Source organism: Sphingobacterium thalpophilum (genome assembly GCF_901482695.1).
In the GTDB taxonomy this organism is placed as follows: Bacteria; Bacteroidota; Bacteroidia; order Sphingobacteriales; family Sphingobacteriaceae; genus Sphingobacterium; species Sphingobacterium thalpophilum.
Genome location: NZ_LR590484.1, coordinates 5535718 through 5552280, shown reverse-complemented (window position 1 = coordinate 5552280; position 16563 = coordinate 5535718). Strand labels below are relative to the sequence as shown.

General features: G+C 45.4%; 10 protein-coding genes. All 10 read right to left on the bottom strand.

The features are described from left to right. Window positions 1–335: 335 nt before the first annotated feature. A complete protein-coding gene (locus FGL37_RS23540) occupies window positions 336–1763 on the bottom strand; it encodes an efflux transporter outer membrane subunit (protein ID WP_232048765.1) in 1428 nt (475 codons plus the stop codon). Then, window positions 1756–4905 carry an efflux RND transporter permease subunit gene (locus FGL37_RS23535; protein WP_028068389.1) on the bottom strand — a complete coding sequence of 1050 codons (3150 nt, stop codon included), beginning with the start codon at window positions 4903–4905 and terminating at the stop codon, window positions 1756–1758. Before FGL37_RS23535 ends, FGL37_RS23540 begins: the two co-directional genes overlap by 8 nt. An 85-nt stretch (window positions 4906–4990) precedes the next feature. Continuing rightward, window positions 4991–6112 (bottom strand): efflux RND transporter periplasmic adaptor subunit, encoded by a 1122-nt coding sequence (locus FGL37_RS23530; RefSeq protein ID WP_051606454.1) that lies wholly within the window; start codon window positions 6110–6112, stop codon window positions 4991–4993. A gap of 214 nt (window positions 6113–6326) precedes the next feature. Continuing rightward, on the bottom strand, window positions 6327–7088 hold the full coding sequence (locus FGL37_RS23525) for a LytR/AlgR family response regulator transcription factor (protein ID WP_028068387.1): 762 nt from the start codon (window positions 7086–7088) through the stop codon (window positions 6327–6329). Continuing rightward, window positions 7085–8191, bottom strand: coding sequence for a sensor histidine kinase (locus FGL37_RS23520; RefSeq protein ID WP_028068386.1), 1107 nt, complete (start codon window positions 8189–8191; stop codon window positions 7085–7087). Before FGL37_RS23520 ends, FGL37_RS23525 begins: the two co-directional genes overlap by 4 nt. 369 nt (window positions 8192–8560) lie before the next feature. Continuing rightward, on the bottom strand, window positions 8561–10006 hold the full coding sequence (locus FGL37_RS23515; RefSeq protein WP_232048764.1) for an efflux transporter outer membrane subunit: 1446 nt from the start codon (window positions 10004–10006) through the stop codon (window positions 8561–8563). 6 nt (window positions 10007–10012) lie between these two features. After that, window positions 10013–13201, bottom strand: a complete 3189-nt coding sequence (locus FGL37_RS23510; RefSeq protein WP_028068383.1) for an efflux RND transporter permease subunit — start codon at window positions 13199–13201, stop codon at window positions 10013–10015. Window positions 13202–13225: 24 nt separating this feature from the next. Then, a complete protein-coding gene (locus FGL37_RS23505; protein ID WP_028068382.1) occupies window positions 13226–14422 on the bottom strand; it encodes an efflux RND transporter periplasmic adaptor subunit in 1197 nt (398 codons plus the stop codon). 77 nt (window positions 14423–14499) lie between these two features. Beyond that, window positions 14500–15099, bottom strand: coding sequence for a TetR/AcrR family transcriptional regulator (locus FGL37_RS23500; protein ID WP_028068381.1), 600 nt, complete (start codon window positions 15097–15099; stop codon window positions 14500–14502). 94 nt (window positions 15100–15193) lie between these two features. Further along, entirely contained in the window at window positions 15194–16498 is a 1305-nt protein-coding gene (locus tag FGL37_RS23495) for an ATP-binding protein (RefSeq protein ID WP_028068380.1), read from the bottom strand. Window positions 16499–16563: the final 65 nt, after the last annotated feature.

Here is a 16563-nt window from a genome sequence, read left to right as displayed (position 1 = left end):
GACAGCTGTATGAAAAAATAAGATGTAACTGATGGTTTGAAGCAAGCGAAAATAGCCGATATTACCGGCTCCATGCTTCATTCGTACCTGTAGATATTACGCTCTTGGTGGAGGAAGACAACTTGTTCTATTCATGACATTCGATACTTACACGAATATAACAAAACGCGGTGTATTGTGCAAGTAAATTGCTTTGAAAGTGCAATCTGACAGCGGTATGAGGGGAGTGTCAACGGCTGATGGCGGACGTGAAGTAGGAACGACAGAAAAAAAGGGACAACCTATTAAGATGTCCCCTTTCCGCCAAATCGCCATAGGATATAAACCTGAACAGGTTATTCGCTATCGTTGCCGCCCCCCAATGCACGATATAGCTCAGTCAGGGCATTGATTTTATCCCGTTTCACCGTTATATGTTCGAGGTCATTCTGTAGCGCATTATTTTGCGCTGTGATGACTTCCAGATAGTTTGCCATTCCATTTTTGTAAAGCAGACCGGCATCCGCTGTTGCCTTCGCCAACGATGAAGACTTTGCTTCAAGAAGCTGCAACCGCTCTTCGGTATGCTTTATTTTAGCCAGCGCATCCGACACTTCAGACACGGCGAGCAGGACAGTCTGCTTAAACTGAGTGGCCAACTTATCCCGCTCTATGACTGAAACATCGTAGTTGGTTTTCAAAGCGCCTTTCTGAAAGATAGGCTGTGTGATATTTCCGGCCAGGGTCTTTACGATAGAGCCGGGGAGATCAAACCAGCTTTTGAATTGAAATGAGTTGGTACCTATCGACGGTGTCAGACTGATTGAGGGATACATTGCTGCTTTTGCCAGACCTATTCTGCTGTTTGCTGCCGCTACTGCGTATTCGGCGGCTTTCACATCGGGGCGACGGCTAAGTAGCTCTGCTGGTACCCCTGCTGCAAAGGTCTGGTGGATAACTGCCGCATCGAGGACTGCTGATCGCTGGATCTTGTCCGGAAAATCGCCGCATAATATGCTCAAGGCATTTTCCTCCATGGCAATATTCTGTGCTGCCAGAGGAATTAGTAATTCAGCCGTTTTCTTCTGGGCTTCGGCCTGCTCCACCGCCAGGGAACTGACAAGTGCTGAATTGTACTGCAGCCGGATCATGCTTAGGGTACTATCGCTGAGCTGCACATTTTTCTGAGCGATTTTTAGCTGTTCGTCCAGTGCAATCAAATTGTAGTAGGATTGTATGACCTGGACAATAATGCGGGTCTTCAGTGCAGAAAAGTTTTCTTTCTGGCCAAAGAAATTTGCCAGGGCTTCCTCTTTCTGCATGCTGGCCTTACCCCAGATGTCCGCTTCCCATGACAGTCTGAGTGTAGCGCTGTAATCGTCCATGTAAGAAGTTCCGATAAACTGGTCACTTAAGGAACCATTTAGTGAATTGGTCGATAACCACGTCCTGTTGGCTCCCAAATTAAAGTCAAGCGTGGGCAGCAGTCCTTTTTTTGATTGCTTGTAGGCGAGCTCCAGCTGCTTCATGTTAAGCAGCGCCACACTGACATCAGCGTTTTTGAGCAGCGCTCTCTCGATAAGGGCGGTTAGATCTGGATCTTTCACAAACGAGTGCCACGATAGGGCCAATGTATCAGCCGTTAGGAGTACCTCGTTTTTTCGAAATTCACTGGGCAATTCGAGCTCCTGACGTGCATATTTTTTGCCCAGACTGCAGGACGCCAGCAGGATGGTGGTACTTGCTATAATAATATAAGGATGAAATCTTTTCATTTTACTCATGTGTGTGGTCTGCGTTTTTTTTGCGCGAGACTTTTTCTTGTAAATATTGAAATACTAAATACAATATGGGGATAATGATAACCCCAAGGACGACTCCGCTTAGCATGCCCATTGCCGCTCCGGTACTGATGGAGTGGTTACCAGTAGCTGTACCACCGGTGGCAAACATCAGCGGCACCATGCCTGCGATAAAGGCCAGGGAGGTCATCAAAATCGGGCGGAGTCGCGCGCGTGCACCTTCCAGAGCCGAATCAATAAGCGATGACCCTGCGCGCCTGCGCTGCAGGGCAAACTCGACGATCAGGATCGCGTTTTTAGCCAGAAGACCGATCAACATGATCAATCCAACTTGGACATAGATATTGTTATCGAGCCCAATGGCGCGTGTGCCCAGGAATGAACCGATTATTCCAGTCGGAATCGATAGCAGTACCGCCAACGGCAGCAGATAACTTTCGTATTGCGCGGATAGTAGAAAGTAGACAAACAACAGACTCAGCGTCAAAATGAGCATAGTCTGATTGCCTGACGATTTCTCTTCCAGACTCAATCCAGTCCACTCGTAGCTGTAGTCGCCCGGTAATTTGTTTAGCACATTTTTTTCCAAGGTTTCCATGATGGCCCCATTACTGATACCGGGATTACTGACCACATTAATGGTCAGTGAATTATACAAGTTATACCGCGTTACAGACTCCGGTCCATAAACTTTGCGTAGTGTGACCAGCGTATTTACGGGTAGCATTTCTCCGCGGTTGTTTTTGACAAAAATCTCGTTGAACGCTTCTTTGTCTGTCCGATAAATTCCGTCCGCTTTTACAGCAATGCGATAGAACTTACCAAAGCGGTTGAAATTGAGAGATTGGTCCCCGGCAAAGTAGGTCTGTACTGAGGACAGCATCTCACTGACATCAACGCCCAATTGCGCAGCTTTGTCTTCGTCCACTTCCAGTTCCATTTGCGGATAATCAGCTCTAAACATCGTGTAGGCAAACTGTACACCGGGCTGCTGCATGATCTTTGCGATCACCGAGTCGGACATGGCCTTCAGTTCCACCGGTGATTTTCCCGCACGGTCCTGCAGCACAAGTTCGGCACCGTTCATCATACCGTAACCATCCACTGGGGGAGAACGGAAAGCCATTGCTGTACCTTCCTTGACTGTGGCCAGCTTCTGTGAAATCAGCTGGTGAATCTGGTCGATATCATGCATGTCGCCACGTTTCTTTTTATCCTTCAGGCGGATGAATCCTGTCGCATAGGCGGCACTGGAGTTGTTACCAATCATATTGAATCCAGTGATGCTCGTATGGCTTTCAATAGAGGGGATGCCAGCCAGGAGCTTCTCTATTTTTTCGACTGCTTTCGTTGTCCGGTCCAAGCCTGTTCCCGGAGGCATTTCTAAGCTATAAACAACGAAGTTGTCATCTTCCATCGGCACGAAGCTTTTGGATGTGCTCGTCATCAGATATCCTGCAATCCCAATGGTAGCAATAATCAGAAGGGCTGCAATCCATTTTTTCTTCACAAGGAATTTTAGCGAACCCACATACCGGTTGGTCATATTTTCAAATCCGGCATTGAATGCTGTGAAAAACCGTTGCGAGAATCCGGACTTCCGTGATTGTTCTCCGTGATTTTCGGCATGCGTATTTTTGAGCAGTAAAGCACATAATGCGGGTGTCAGCGTCAGCGCGTTTATGGCCGAAATGACGATTGCAATCACCAAGGTATAGGCAAATTGCTTGTAAAACATTCCGGATGAACCGGTCATGAAACCAATCGGAATGAACACGGCGCACATAACCAAGGTGATGGAAATAACAGCTCCCGTGATTTCACTCATGGCGCTGTGTGTCGCCTGGTTGCCCGTCATACTAGAGGTCTCCATCTTGCCATGAACGGCTTCGACAACGACGATCGCGTCATCGACGACGATACCGATAGCCAATACCAATGCAAAAAGAGTTAAAATATTGATCGTAAAACCAAAGGCCAGCAGGAAGAAAAAGGTACCCACAATAGCGACTGGTACTGCTATGGCAGGAATGATCGTAGACCGCAAGTCCTGTAAAAACAGGAATACCACCAAAAAGACCAGGACAAAGGCTTCGATCAACGTCGAGCGGACCTGAGCAGTACTTTCATCCAGACGCTCTTTGGTACTGACCAGCTTAAAAATTTTGATTCCGGGCGGGAAAGAACGAGCCGCGATTTCAATCTGTCTGTCAATTCCGATTTCGATTTCGTTGGCATTGGAACCCGATGTCTGGAAGATACCGATCGTTACAGTATTCAAACCGTTGTTTTGCGAATTACCGCTATAACTTATCGAACCAAATTCTATTCGGGCGACGTCTTTGAGCCTGACGATCTGAACATCATCATTTTTAACGATGATATTTTCGTACTGTTCTGGCAGATTCTTTTTTCCTTTATATCGAATTACATATTCAAGGGGTGCATCGGATTCCTCACCCAGTTTGCCGGGCGCAGATTCGAGGCTCTGCTTTGATATGGCAGCGATCACTTCCTGAGGTACAAGACTGTAGTTCGCCATTTTTTGCGGATTCAACCATACCCGCATGGAATAATCCTTGGAACCGAAGACCATTGCCTGGCCTACACCCGGTACCCTTTTGATCTGCGGAATCAAGTTGATGTTAACATAGTTTTGCAAAAACAGTTCATCATATTTCTTATTATCGACCGTATAGATATTAAAGATCATGATCATGCTGTTCTGCTGCTTGGAGGTTGTAAGTCCCATGCGTACCACTTCCTGTGGTAAAATGGGCGTGGCCTGTTGTACACGGTTCTGGACGTTCACTGCCGCCTGATCCGGATTCACTCCTGCTTTAAATACAATGCGGACTGAGAAGGTACCATCATTGCTTGCCGTAGATGTGATATACTCCATATCCTCCACGCCATTGATTTGTTCTTCGAGTGGTGTGACGACCGAGCGTAATACGGTCTCACTGTTACCGCCGGGGTAACTGCCGGTCACCTGCACTGTGGGCGGGGCAATGTCGGGAAACCTTGTTTGAGGTAACCGCAAAAGCCCGATTATCCCGAGTATAACAAATATGATCGATATAACAGTCGCCAGCACTGGCCTGTCAATAAATTTTTTCAGCATTTTATTTTAAATTTTATAGGATCTCAAATACAGAATGGATCTTGTTTAGCCGCTTATGCTTACTACAGATAAAATCCAAACCGGGTTACGGTTTTATATGTACTTTGCTTGGCTGCACCTGCATTCCATCATTGAGTACATCAATTCTGTTCATTACGATTTTTTCTCCTGCCGTTAGTCCAGATTTAAGCAGGTATTCGTTGGCCGTATTGCCGGCGATTTCGATCTGTTTCATGGCCACTTTGTTTTTTTCTCCAATGACATAAACAAAGTACCGGTCTTGAATATCTTTAACCGCTGCCATCGGAACCAGCAGCACATCCTCATGTTTCTTTGTCAATACCACCTTGGCCGAACCGCCCGAACGCAATACCTTATTCGGATTCGGGAAGCTTGCTTTCAGGGTTATACTGCCGGTGTTTTTATCAATGTTTCCACTAGCGACTTCCACCTGACCGCTGTGTTCGTATACCGTTCCGTCAGCAAGGATCAGGCTGGCTTTCTGCTTGCCTGTTTTGCCATGTTGATCCCGTACGAATGCGATGAAATCCGCTTCACTTAAAGCGAAGTAAACATTCACAGTATTGATTTCCGACAGGGTGGTCAACGGTATAGCATCATTGGGCGTAATCAGGTTGCCGATGCGGTTCGGTATACGTCCGATGTAGCCGCTCACAGGGGCGTTGATCTGAGTGAAACGTGCATTGATCTCCGATGATCCCAAAGCGGCGCGTGCCTGTGCTACTTGTGCCTTAGCGGCCGCATAGTTTGCTTCAGCCGTTCTGAGCTGAAGTTCAGTATAAACTTTGCCCTCGACCAATGGTTGTATTTTTTCAATCTCCAGCTTTGCGTTCTGTTCGGCGGACAAAGCCGCCTGGTAAGCCGCCTTGCTATTGTTTACCTGCTCATTGTATACATCGGGTTTTATTTTAAAAAGCGCTTGACCAGCAGTGACATAGTCACCCTCTTTTACATAAATCTGATCCAGGTAGCCTGTTACCTGCGCTTTGACATCAACATTGACGGTACCTTCCAGGGCGCCCGGATATTTTTTTTCAGTCTCCGCTTCGGTAGGAGACAATTCGATAAAATCAACAGTAATGGCCTGCTCCTGTGGTTGCTCCTGGTTGCCACCACAGGACGATAATAAGGTAGCTGCTGTAATTAAAGTAAGAAAAGGTTTTAGAGTCATCGTTCTTTGTGCCATATCATCATTTTTTGTAAAGCAAAAGAAAGAATTGTTTTGACGCTCAGGGAGGAAAAATCTACCGAGACGTTACAATTGGCCGCTGAACCGTAGATGTTCTGACCTGAATTTATCATTTAACAGCCAAAAATATGGATCCGGCAACGAGGTATCAGAAAGCTGGACCACGTCAGCGCTAAATGCGTTTGAAGCGTTGTTAAGAGCGGAGGGAAGGTTAGTAGTCCAGCCAATTTTTGAGCAGTTGCGCCTTTTCCCTGCTGACGAGAATTTCGACATCTTCGCTTTGCCTGATTTCTATTTTCAGTTTGCCATTAAAGTGATTGTGCAATCTCTTAATTGCGTCTATATGTATGATAAACTGTCTATTGGCGCGAAAGAAGACCTTGGGATCCAGTTGCTGTTCCAATTCTTCCATGGTCTGGGGGACGATTTCGACCTGTCCGGATTTTAGACGGGCGTGAGTCATTTTAAATTCAGAATAGAAATACAGAATGTCCTCTACGACCACGGTTTTATAGCCGTCTTTATACGGAAGTAAAAAACGTGCCCTAAAATCCTTAGGCGCGATAAAATCGAGCAAACCCTGTAAGGGTACGTGATTTAGCTGCTGAAGCAGCAGATTTTCCAGTTTCTCCAACGCATCTGCGAGTTCTTTCTTCTCTACCGGTTTAAGAAGATAGTCTATGCTATTGAATTTAAAAGCGCGTACGGCATACTCGTCAAATGCGGTTGTAAAGATAATGGGACAATCGATTTTGGCATTTTCCAGGATTTCAAAACTCAGGCCGTCGGAGAGGCGGATATCCATCATCACAAGATCCGGTGTTTCATTGTCGCTAAACCAGCTTATGCTGTCTGCAATATTATCAAGCACATCCAGAATCTGGACGGTGGGTTTGATCTCGCGCAAAAGACGTTTTAAGCGATCGGCGTTCAGTTTCTCGTCTTCAATAATCAATATATTGGTGATACTCATGACGCTTGTTCAATTAGTGGTAAATTAACTTTAAATGTTCTCCCGGTGTTCAAAATCTGAGGTTGCAGGTGGGACAGTAAATCGTACCTTTTGATGATATTGGAGATGCCGAGCCCAGATGATTCCGATACCTGTTCAATAGGTAACAGGGTGTTTTCGACGACGAGCTGGTTTTGTGAGTTGGTATATACTTTAATTCTTAACGGCCGTTTTTTGTTTGTCTGATTGTGCTTGAGCGCATTCTCGACGAGCAGCTGTAGGGTGAGAGGAGGGAGCTGGTAGCTGTATTTGGCCGGATCCACGTTGATCTCAAAATGAACACCGTCGCCGAATCTATTTTTTATCAAAAAAATATAGGAATCGAGAAAATTAAGTTCTTCTTCCAGTGAGATGACATCCTTTTTGGAGTTGACCAACAGATAGCGATATATCTTGGAAAAATTTTCGGCATATTCATAACCCAGCTGCTGATTTTCCAGAATGATTTCGGAGAGTACACTGAGGTTGTTGAAAACGAAGTGGGGGTCAATCTGCAGTTTTAGCGATTGCAGTTCGGTCTCCAAGATAACCTGTCCGAGTTTTGCAGCACGTATGGATTCGTTTTTCCAGTTGTTGATCAGATGAATCCCGATGTTAATTCCCATAATCAGGAGTGCCACCATCACGCTGATTGAGATATTTTGTATGACGCCTCTTTTTTCTTCCAATGATCCCGCCACGGTGATATTCTGCAGTTCATAATAATAGCGGGATATGATATAAACCAAGAGGAGGTTGATCATCAGCACGACGAAAAGATTGATGACGGTCTCTATGATCAGTCTTTCCATGGGGCTGTCTTTCCAGGTAATGACACGGTCCAGCCTGCCGTGCATAAAAATGCTGAATTCGGAAATCGCGAAACTATAAATGATGGTAAATGTCCATTCTCCCAGTATTTCAAAGATATTTCGCTGAAAGTAGCCGTTCCAGCAACTGGCAAAAGGGTCAATAATATAAGCGATAAGATAGATGAGAAGAAAAGACAGGATGGTGAATAATAGCCTTTTCTTGTTTTTACTGATTAAATTTTCATCATTTTTATAGTTGACTTTATCCTGCATTCGTTTTACTTAATATTTACCTTTTGAAATCTACGCAAATTTCGCAATTCATCTAAGGATTGAATGACAATTTTGTGCCGAAGCGTACAAACAGCATTCCGAAATATCATTTTATTATTACCCAATCGTATGTGGCCCACTGCTTAAGAGTGACTGGTTTTCCCTATAAGATAGCGATTTTTTTTGAATTTGTATACCTGGCAGAAAAATATCTTTTTATGCCGGAAATGAAAGGCCGACTTGCAAATCTGAGGGGCATTTGTTCTTTTTTATTCCATCGTTTGAAAGATTTATAAACAAAAAACAGGAGACCCATTAGGTGGTCCCCTGTCGTCCAGATATGTGATATAAAATTAGAAAAATTGCACGTTAATTGTTGCTCCATCCACCGCCCAAGGAACGGTAAAGGTCTACCACGGCCGAAAGCTCCGCTTTGCTGACCTGAGCGAGCTCAAGTTCACTCTGCAGGATGTTGCTCTGTGCGGTAATAACCTCCAGGTAAGTGGCCATGCCGGTCTCGAAAAGGAGGTTGGCGTGTTTGGTCGCCTCTTTTAGCCGGTTGGTCCTGTCCAAGGCGATTTGTTGTTTTTCTTTTAGTTTTTGTATGGAGATCAGTGCATCGGAGACTTCTCCTGCCGCGGCAATGACTTTTTGTTTAAAGATCATTACGTTTTTCTCCTGTTCCACCCGCGCGAGCTCGTACTGCGTTTTCAATTCCTTACGTTGAAAAATAGGCTGGGTGATGCTTCCCGTAATGGCACCAAACAGGGAGGCGGGAATATTGAACCAATTGCTCGCTTTGAACGCATTTACACCTGCTTCGGCGCTGATGATGAGCGAGGGATACATCTTTGCTTTGCTGTACTGCTGATAAGCCTGTGATCCGGTAACTGCAAGTTCAGCCTGTTTGACATCCGGTCGGTAGCTTAATAAGTCCGCTGGGACGCCGGTCGCCAGATTTTCGGGAAAGCGTACATCAGTCAGCTGCTTCACTATGTTGATTTGCGCTGGAAGTTTGCCACTGAGAATCTGGATGGCATTCTCCTGGATACGGATCTGCTGTTCGAAATCAGGAATCAGGGCTGCTGCCGATAAGCGTTGTGCCGCTACCTGCTCTAAGGCAAGTAAAGAAATATCGCCTACTTCATATTGCTGTTTGACAATCCGCAAGGTCGTATCACTGAGCTGCAGATTCTGATTTGCGATATCGCGAAGCGTATAGAGCATCAAAAGCTGATAGTAGCCGTGTGCCACCTGGGCGACCACCTGAGTCTGAATAAGTTTTCGGGCCTCTTCTGTCTGCAGATAGGATGCCAGGGCGACGGCGTTCTGGCTCTTGATTTTACCCCACAAGTCGGCTTCCCAGGAGAGTCCTACTGAGGCGGTATAATCTTCGACATGGTGCTGACCTAAGAACTGGCCGAGACTCAATCCGTTCATGCTGTTATTGGACGGGTTGGTACTATTTGCCCTGATCTGCAACTGTGCTGCCGGAAGGTAACTGGCTTTTGCTTGTTTTAAACTCAGTTGCGCGGCTTCGATATTTTTTAGGGCCAGCTGCATATCAAGGTTATGCTGAATGGCGCTATCTATTAAGCTTTGTAAGGTAGGATCTTTAAAGAATTCCCGCCATGGAATAGAGCCGATGTTGCCTGCTTGCGGTACTGCGCCCTGATCACGATACTGCTCGGGGAGGCTGGGAGCATGTTGTTTGTTGCTCACCAGCTTTTCCGTGCTGCAGGACCATGCGACAAAAGATAAGATCGAAACCGCCAGAAGTTTAGCTTGTCTATTCATATATTTCGTTGTTGTCATGATATGCTAATTATTTGTATGTACCGGAATTTCCAGAGCAGCCGGTTCTTTTGCCTGGTGTTCCTGTGTCGCTGTGCTGCTCAATTTTTCCTGGATAAATTGGAAGAAAATAAAGAGGATCGGAATGATAAAAAGCCCTAAAATAACTCCTGAAAGCATGCCCCCTGCTGCGGCAATACTGATAGAGTGGTTACCCTGAGCTGAAGGCCCTATAGCGAACATCATCGGGATCATACCAACGATGAAAGCTAGGGAGGTCATGATAATCGGTCTTAGACGCAGCTTTGCAGCATTAAGGGCAGCACTGGGTATGGACATGCCCTGTTTGCGGCCCTGAATTGCAAATTCGACGATCAGGATCGCGTTTTTAGCCAGTAACCCGATAAGCATCACCAAGGCCACCTGAACGTAGATGTTATTCGCAATATCAGTAAGACTGATTGCCGCGAACACCCCGAATATACCTGTTGGGATAGACAGTATGACGGCCAACGGAATGATATAGCTTTCGTACTGTGCCGCAAGCAGGAAGTAAACGAAGATCAGACAGAGGATGAAAATGAGCGTAGACTGTCCGCCAGAAACGATTTCCTCTTTGGTCATGCCCGAAAATTCATAGGTGAAGCCCGTGGGTAACTGTTGTTTGGCAACTTCTTCCACCGCGCGGATTGCATCTCCCGAGCTGTATCCGGGTTTAGGGATGGCGTTGATACCAATCGAATTAAATAAGTTGTATCGAGAAGCGGTCTCTGGACCGTAAACACGTTCCAATTTTACTAGGGTATTGATGGGCACCATGTCTCCAAGCCTGTTTTTTACAAAAATACCGTCCATAGCTGTAGGTTCACTACGGTCTTTGGCATCTGCCTGGACCATCACCCGATAATATTTGCCAAACCGGTTGAAGTCTGAAGCCTGCGCACTGCCAAAATAAGCCTGCATGGTCTGCAGAATGCTCTTGGTGCTCACGCCGAGCTGTTCGGCCTTGATGTCGTCCACTTGCAGCTCATATTGTGGGTAATCCGCCTTGAAAGTGGTAAAAGCCATCAGGATTTCAGGCCGTTTCATGAGCTCGCCAATGAAATTCTGTCCGACCGAGCTAAACTTGCCGAGCTGCCCTCCCGTGCGGTCCTGAAGTACCATATCCAGTCCGTCCACGTTACTAAATCCGGGAACAGTAGGGAAGGTGAATACAAAGAAGTTGGCCCCTTTAATATTTGCAAGGCGTTGGTTGACATCGGCCATAATGGCATTGATATCTTTGATCTGGCCCCGTTCTTCGTGCGGTTTAAGCAAGATGAAGGCAACACCTGCAGAAGGGCTGGTGGACTGTGTCAAAATGTTGAAACCGGCAAGTACGTTGAGTGTTTTGGTGAAGTCAGCATGTTGAAGCTGTTTTTCTGCTTCGGCTAATGCTCCCGATGTACGGTCCAGCGATGCTCCGGCAGGCATGGAAAGCGACACGGCGATAAACCCTTGATCTTCTGAGGGAATAAAACCTGTAGGCGTACGACGGATCATGAAAACCGTCAACAGCAAGGTGATGCCCAGGCCAGCAAATGCGACCCATTTGTAACGGATCAAAAAGCGTAAGCTTCCCAGATAGTTTTTGGTGATTCGTTCGAACCCAACATTGAAACCCGCGAAGAAGCGATCTTTAAAGTTGAGTTGCTTCGCTTCACCGTTTGTATGATGTACTGGTTTTAAAAACAATGCACAGAGTGCTGGACTCAGGGTCAGTGCATTGATTGCAGAAATAACAATAGCGATGGCCAGGGTAAAAGCAAATTGCCTATAGAATACCCCTGTCGAGCCCTCCATAAAACCGATGGGCAGAAAGACAGCAGACATCACTAAGGTAATGGAGATAATCGCTCCAGTGATTTCGCTCATGGCGGATGTTGTCGCTAGCTTTGGCGGCAGGTGATTATGTTCCATCTTGGCGTGCACGGCCTCGACTACAACAATGGCATCGTCGACGACGATACCGATCGCCAGCACCAGCGCAAACAAAGTCAGGAGATTGATAGAGAAACCGAATAGCTGCATGAAGAAGAACGTACCCACGATCGCAACAGGTACAGCAATAGCTGGGATCAAGGTTGATCTAAAATCCTGCAGGAACAAGAATACCACTAAGAAGACCAAGATAAAAGCTTCGACCAATGTATGTTTAACCTGATCGATAGACTGGTCAAGTGCATCCTTGGTATTGTATAATACGAGGTATTTCACTCCCTTAGGAAAGCTTAGGGACGCTTTCTCCATAAACTCCTGAATGGCGATCTGAATTTCGTTGGCGTTGGAGCCTGCGAGCTGCATCACACCGATATTGAGTCCAGCCTTCCCATTGATGCGGGTATGGCTGGCATAGGTATAAGATCCAAGTTCCACTCGGGCAACATCTTTAAGTCTCAATACAGATCCATCTGTATTTGAGCGGATAATGATATTTTCATAGTCGCTGGGCTGATTGAGTTTACCTTTATATTTAATTACAAATTCAAAGGCTTCGCGGCTGCTTTCACCGAATTTTCCCGGTGCAGCTTCCACGTTTTTGTCCTGAATGGCAGCCATTACTTCTTCGGGCGTCAGCTTGTAGGTTGCCATCTGATTCGGATTTAGCCATACACGCATCGAATAGTCTTTGCTACCTCCAAACGCCAGTGCTTGCCCAACGCCAGGGATACGTTTCAGTTCGGGAATAATGTTGATCTGCGCATAGTTGGTAATAAAAGTTTGATCATATTTACTCTCATCTTCGGTATAGAGATCCAATACCATGATTAGGCTGTTCTGCTGTTTAGCCGTTGTTATGCCGGCCTGAACCACTTCAGCGGGAAGCTGGCTGGTGGCTTGAGCAACACGGTTTTGTACGTTGACAGCTGCCTGATCAGGATCGGTGCCCAGCTTGAAATAAACGGTAATCATCAGTGAGCCGTCGTTACTTGCCGTTGAGCTCATGTAGCTCATGTTTTCCACTCCATTGATCGATTCTTCCAATGAAGGGGCCACAGCGCGGAGTACAGTCTCGGCATTGGCACCCGGATATAGTGCCGTTACCTGTACCGCTGGGGGAGCAATGTCGGGAAACTGCTGTAAAGGCAGTTTGAGTATACCGATAATTCCCAGTATGACCAGTAATATGGAAATTACGGTGGCAAGTACGGGCCTTTCTATAAATTTCTTAAGCATAATAATGTTTGTCGAGTTATAATATTAATTGATGCTGTCTTTTGAAAAAGCTTGTGGAGTGATTTTCTGGCCATCTTGAAGTAGGTCGATGCCTTTATAGACGATACGATCCCCGGCAGAGATCCCTTTGCTGACAAGATAGTTGGCACCACTTTTTCCGATGACAGTAATCGGTTGTTGCACCACTTTGTTCTCTTTCCCGACGGTGTAAACGAAGATTTTGTCTTGCATTTCCAGCGTTGCTAGCTGAGGAACCAATAGTGCTTGATCGTATTTCTTCTGAAGTCTAACACGGCCGGTGTTTCCATTGCGCAGGACACCCTCTGGATTGCTGAAGGTAGCCCTGAGTGTAATGGCGCCTGTATTTTTATCAAACTGGCCATCCACCATATCTATTTTTCCTTTTTGGTCATAAACGGTCTGATCAGAAAGTACCAGGCTGATGGGGGGAAGGTTGTTTAATTTCTGTTGAAGATTATCGCCTGCTGTATTGTTTTTGAATGCAATGAAATCATTCTCGCCCAAAGAAAAATAAACATGGAGATCTTTAACATTGGAAAGCGTTGTCAGCGGCTGACCGTCCGTAGGTCCTACCAAGCTTCCCTGCTTACGCTGCAGTCTTCCGATATAACCATCGGCCGATGCGCGAATTAAGGTATAACCCACGTTGATTTTTGCCGCTTCTACCGCAGACACCGCCAGCTGTACATTGGCTTTTGCTGCATTGCGGGCACTAATGGCAGATTTCAGCTGAAAATCAGTCAGTACTTTGTTGTTGACCAATTTAGTTTTCTTTTCAACTTCCAGCTCCGCATTTTCCAAGGTCGCTTTTGCAGCCAGCAAGTTTGCCTTGGCTTGGTTTAGCTGCTCTTGATATGGGCGGTCGTTAATCTTGAAAAGTGCCTGACCTTTGCTTACTCTAGCGCCCTCATCGACATAGATCTGTTCGAGGATTCCTTCTACCTGGGGTCTGATTTCAATATTCGATGAAGCTTCTATGGTAGCGGGATATTCTTGGTATACCGTCTCGTTGCCTTGTTCGATAGCGATAACTGGAAGGCTGACAGGAGGAGCATCCATTGGTTTGCTTGTGCCTGTCGAACAGCTGTATAAGAAAATAGCGCTCAGCACATATGCAGTCTTTACGATATTAATTCGTTTAACACTGTTAAGTGCTGGAATGTAAATCTTTTTAAGACTTGGTGATACATTTGTTTTCATGTGATATTAAAATTGAGTTTTGGTTTTATTTAACGGTGTTAGATTTTTTAACGTTGTATATTCTTGTATAAAAAAAATTAATCTTTTAACGAGCGGGTGATGCCGTAAATAGCATCTTTTAGTACCTCCTGATTCGTGCTATCCCCATTGCCTTGGTTGACCAGATTAATGGAGATGAGGCCGTGAATGATCGACCAGTAAGTAAAGTATTTTCTACAGACCAGATCTTCTGAGGGGTCTTTGTCCTTCATGATTTCGCGGATTACATCGCTGATGATTTTGCCATGTGATTCTGCACATTTATAGGTCTTTTCAAATCCGCAGCAGGCTGTACCTACACCAAACATCAGCTGGTATAGTTCACGTTCGTCAAAAGCAAAATCCCAATAGCTAAACCACATGGCTTCCAATTGTTTTTCCAGATCGGTTTCGGTTGATCGTGCTTGCTTTACTTTCTTGGCGAGCAGTAGGTATCCCTGATTGGCGAGCTCGTTTAGGATAGCGTCCTTATTGGCAAAATATTCATAGATCATAGGCGCGGTGTATTCGATGATATCCGCAATCTTACGCATACTCAAGGCCTGCCACCCCTCTTCTTTTACGATTTGAAGTGCAGCATCCAAAATATTGTTTCTGTTCTCATCTTTGAGACGTTGTATGCGTTCCTTGCTACCCATGTTTATTTCATAAATGATTTAACACTGTTAAGCAAAATTGAAACTTTTTATTTTAATTAATGACATCTGAAAGTCATTAATTAAAAATCCATCGCTACGAGGTTATCTGGGGTGTATGGATGGATGCTTCTTCGAGGATCTGACGAATGCGCTTGTTTTCTTTTTCTGACAGCTGAACGGTATTCTGTATGACCGTAAGAACATCGGCGCGCTTATGTGTCTGAAGAACCAGGTCCAGAAAACCTAAGTAGGACTGTACCAATTCGGATTTAACACCATAGAAAATACGGGGTTCGGCTGTATAGATTTCCTGAATGAGTTTCAGAAGAGTTTCTTTCCGTCTTTTGTCCGCTGCTGTCTGATTGTATATTGGCAGGTAGCCCTTTCTTTCCAATTCGTCAAGCTGATTTGCTACTGCGTTTTCATGAACATATTTTTTCTGTTTTCGGTTTAGAAACTCGCGCAGTTCAGCCAATACCTGGCGGTAAACAAGCTGTTTGGCTCTCCCGGTAAACAGGTTTTCATCCATGGATAAGCTGATGTCATCCTGTTTGAACTGATCGAAGAAATTAGAATTGATATAAACCGAGTGGTGAAAACCAATAGCATTGTTGTTGAAGCTGCTGAGTAATTTCGCAACTTCTTTTTTTTCACTATTTAAAAAATAGTAATAGTAGCGGTCGCCAATCTGCCGGTTCCAGCGGATATAGTCCACCTCAAAAACATAAGAGTCGTTGTCGTCAGGGCTGTACATTGTCCAGGTAAGCTGGTCGGTTTCCTGGATCAGGTGATCATATTTCAAGGCTTTACCGTTAATCCGGATGCTATAGTTTGCATGACGGTTTAGATAGAGAAACCAGCCAAACTCCTGCGCCATAAAATCAAGGAAGTCTTCGGATTCCAGCATGGCGGCGTGTACTCCAAAAATTCCCTGTAACTTGACGTCTGTTCCGGTGTCCCGGTTTTTCACGGCTGTGCGCTCACTGATATTATAGTGTTCTTTGCTGTCCCTGTCGATCTGAATCTGGTAGCTGTTTAAGGCGTTGTCTTCGTTGACTACTGTTGTCCAGACTGCCCGTGTGGCGAAGAGCGAAAAAGAGAAGCGCCCTTTACCTTTTTTTCCTCTGGTATAGGAACTCCGTTTAAGGTTATTTTTCTTTACGGAATCCAGAAAATTTCCGAAGGAGTATTCCAGCAGATTGTATGCAATACCTGCGCCGTTGTCCCGGATGCTGATCTGATGAATATAACCCAGATCGTTGCTGTCGACATCGATGTCTATCGCCGTAGCCCCTGCATCAAATCCGTTCCACACATATTCTGCAATCGCATGTTTCGGATCTTTGGGTAGTCCGGCAGACTCGATACTCAGGTTGGTGATTTTTGTGTCTTTTTTCATGGTTTAATCGTTTCGGTGCGTTAAATTTAACGAATAAAATGAATTCTGGCTGCTTATCTCGTTTA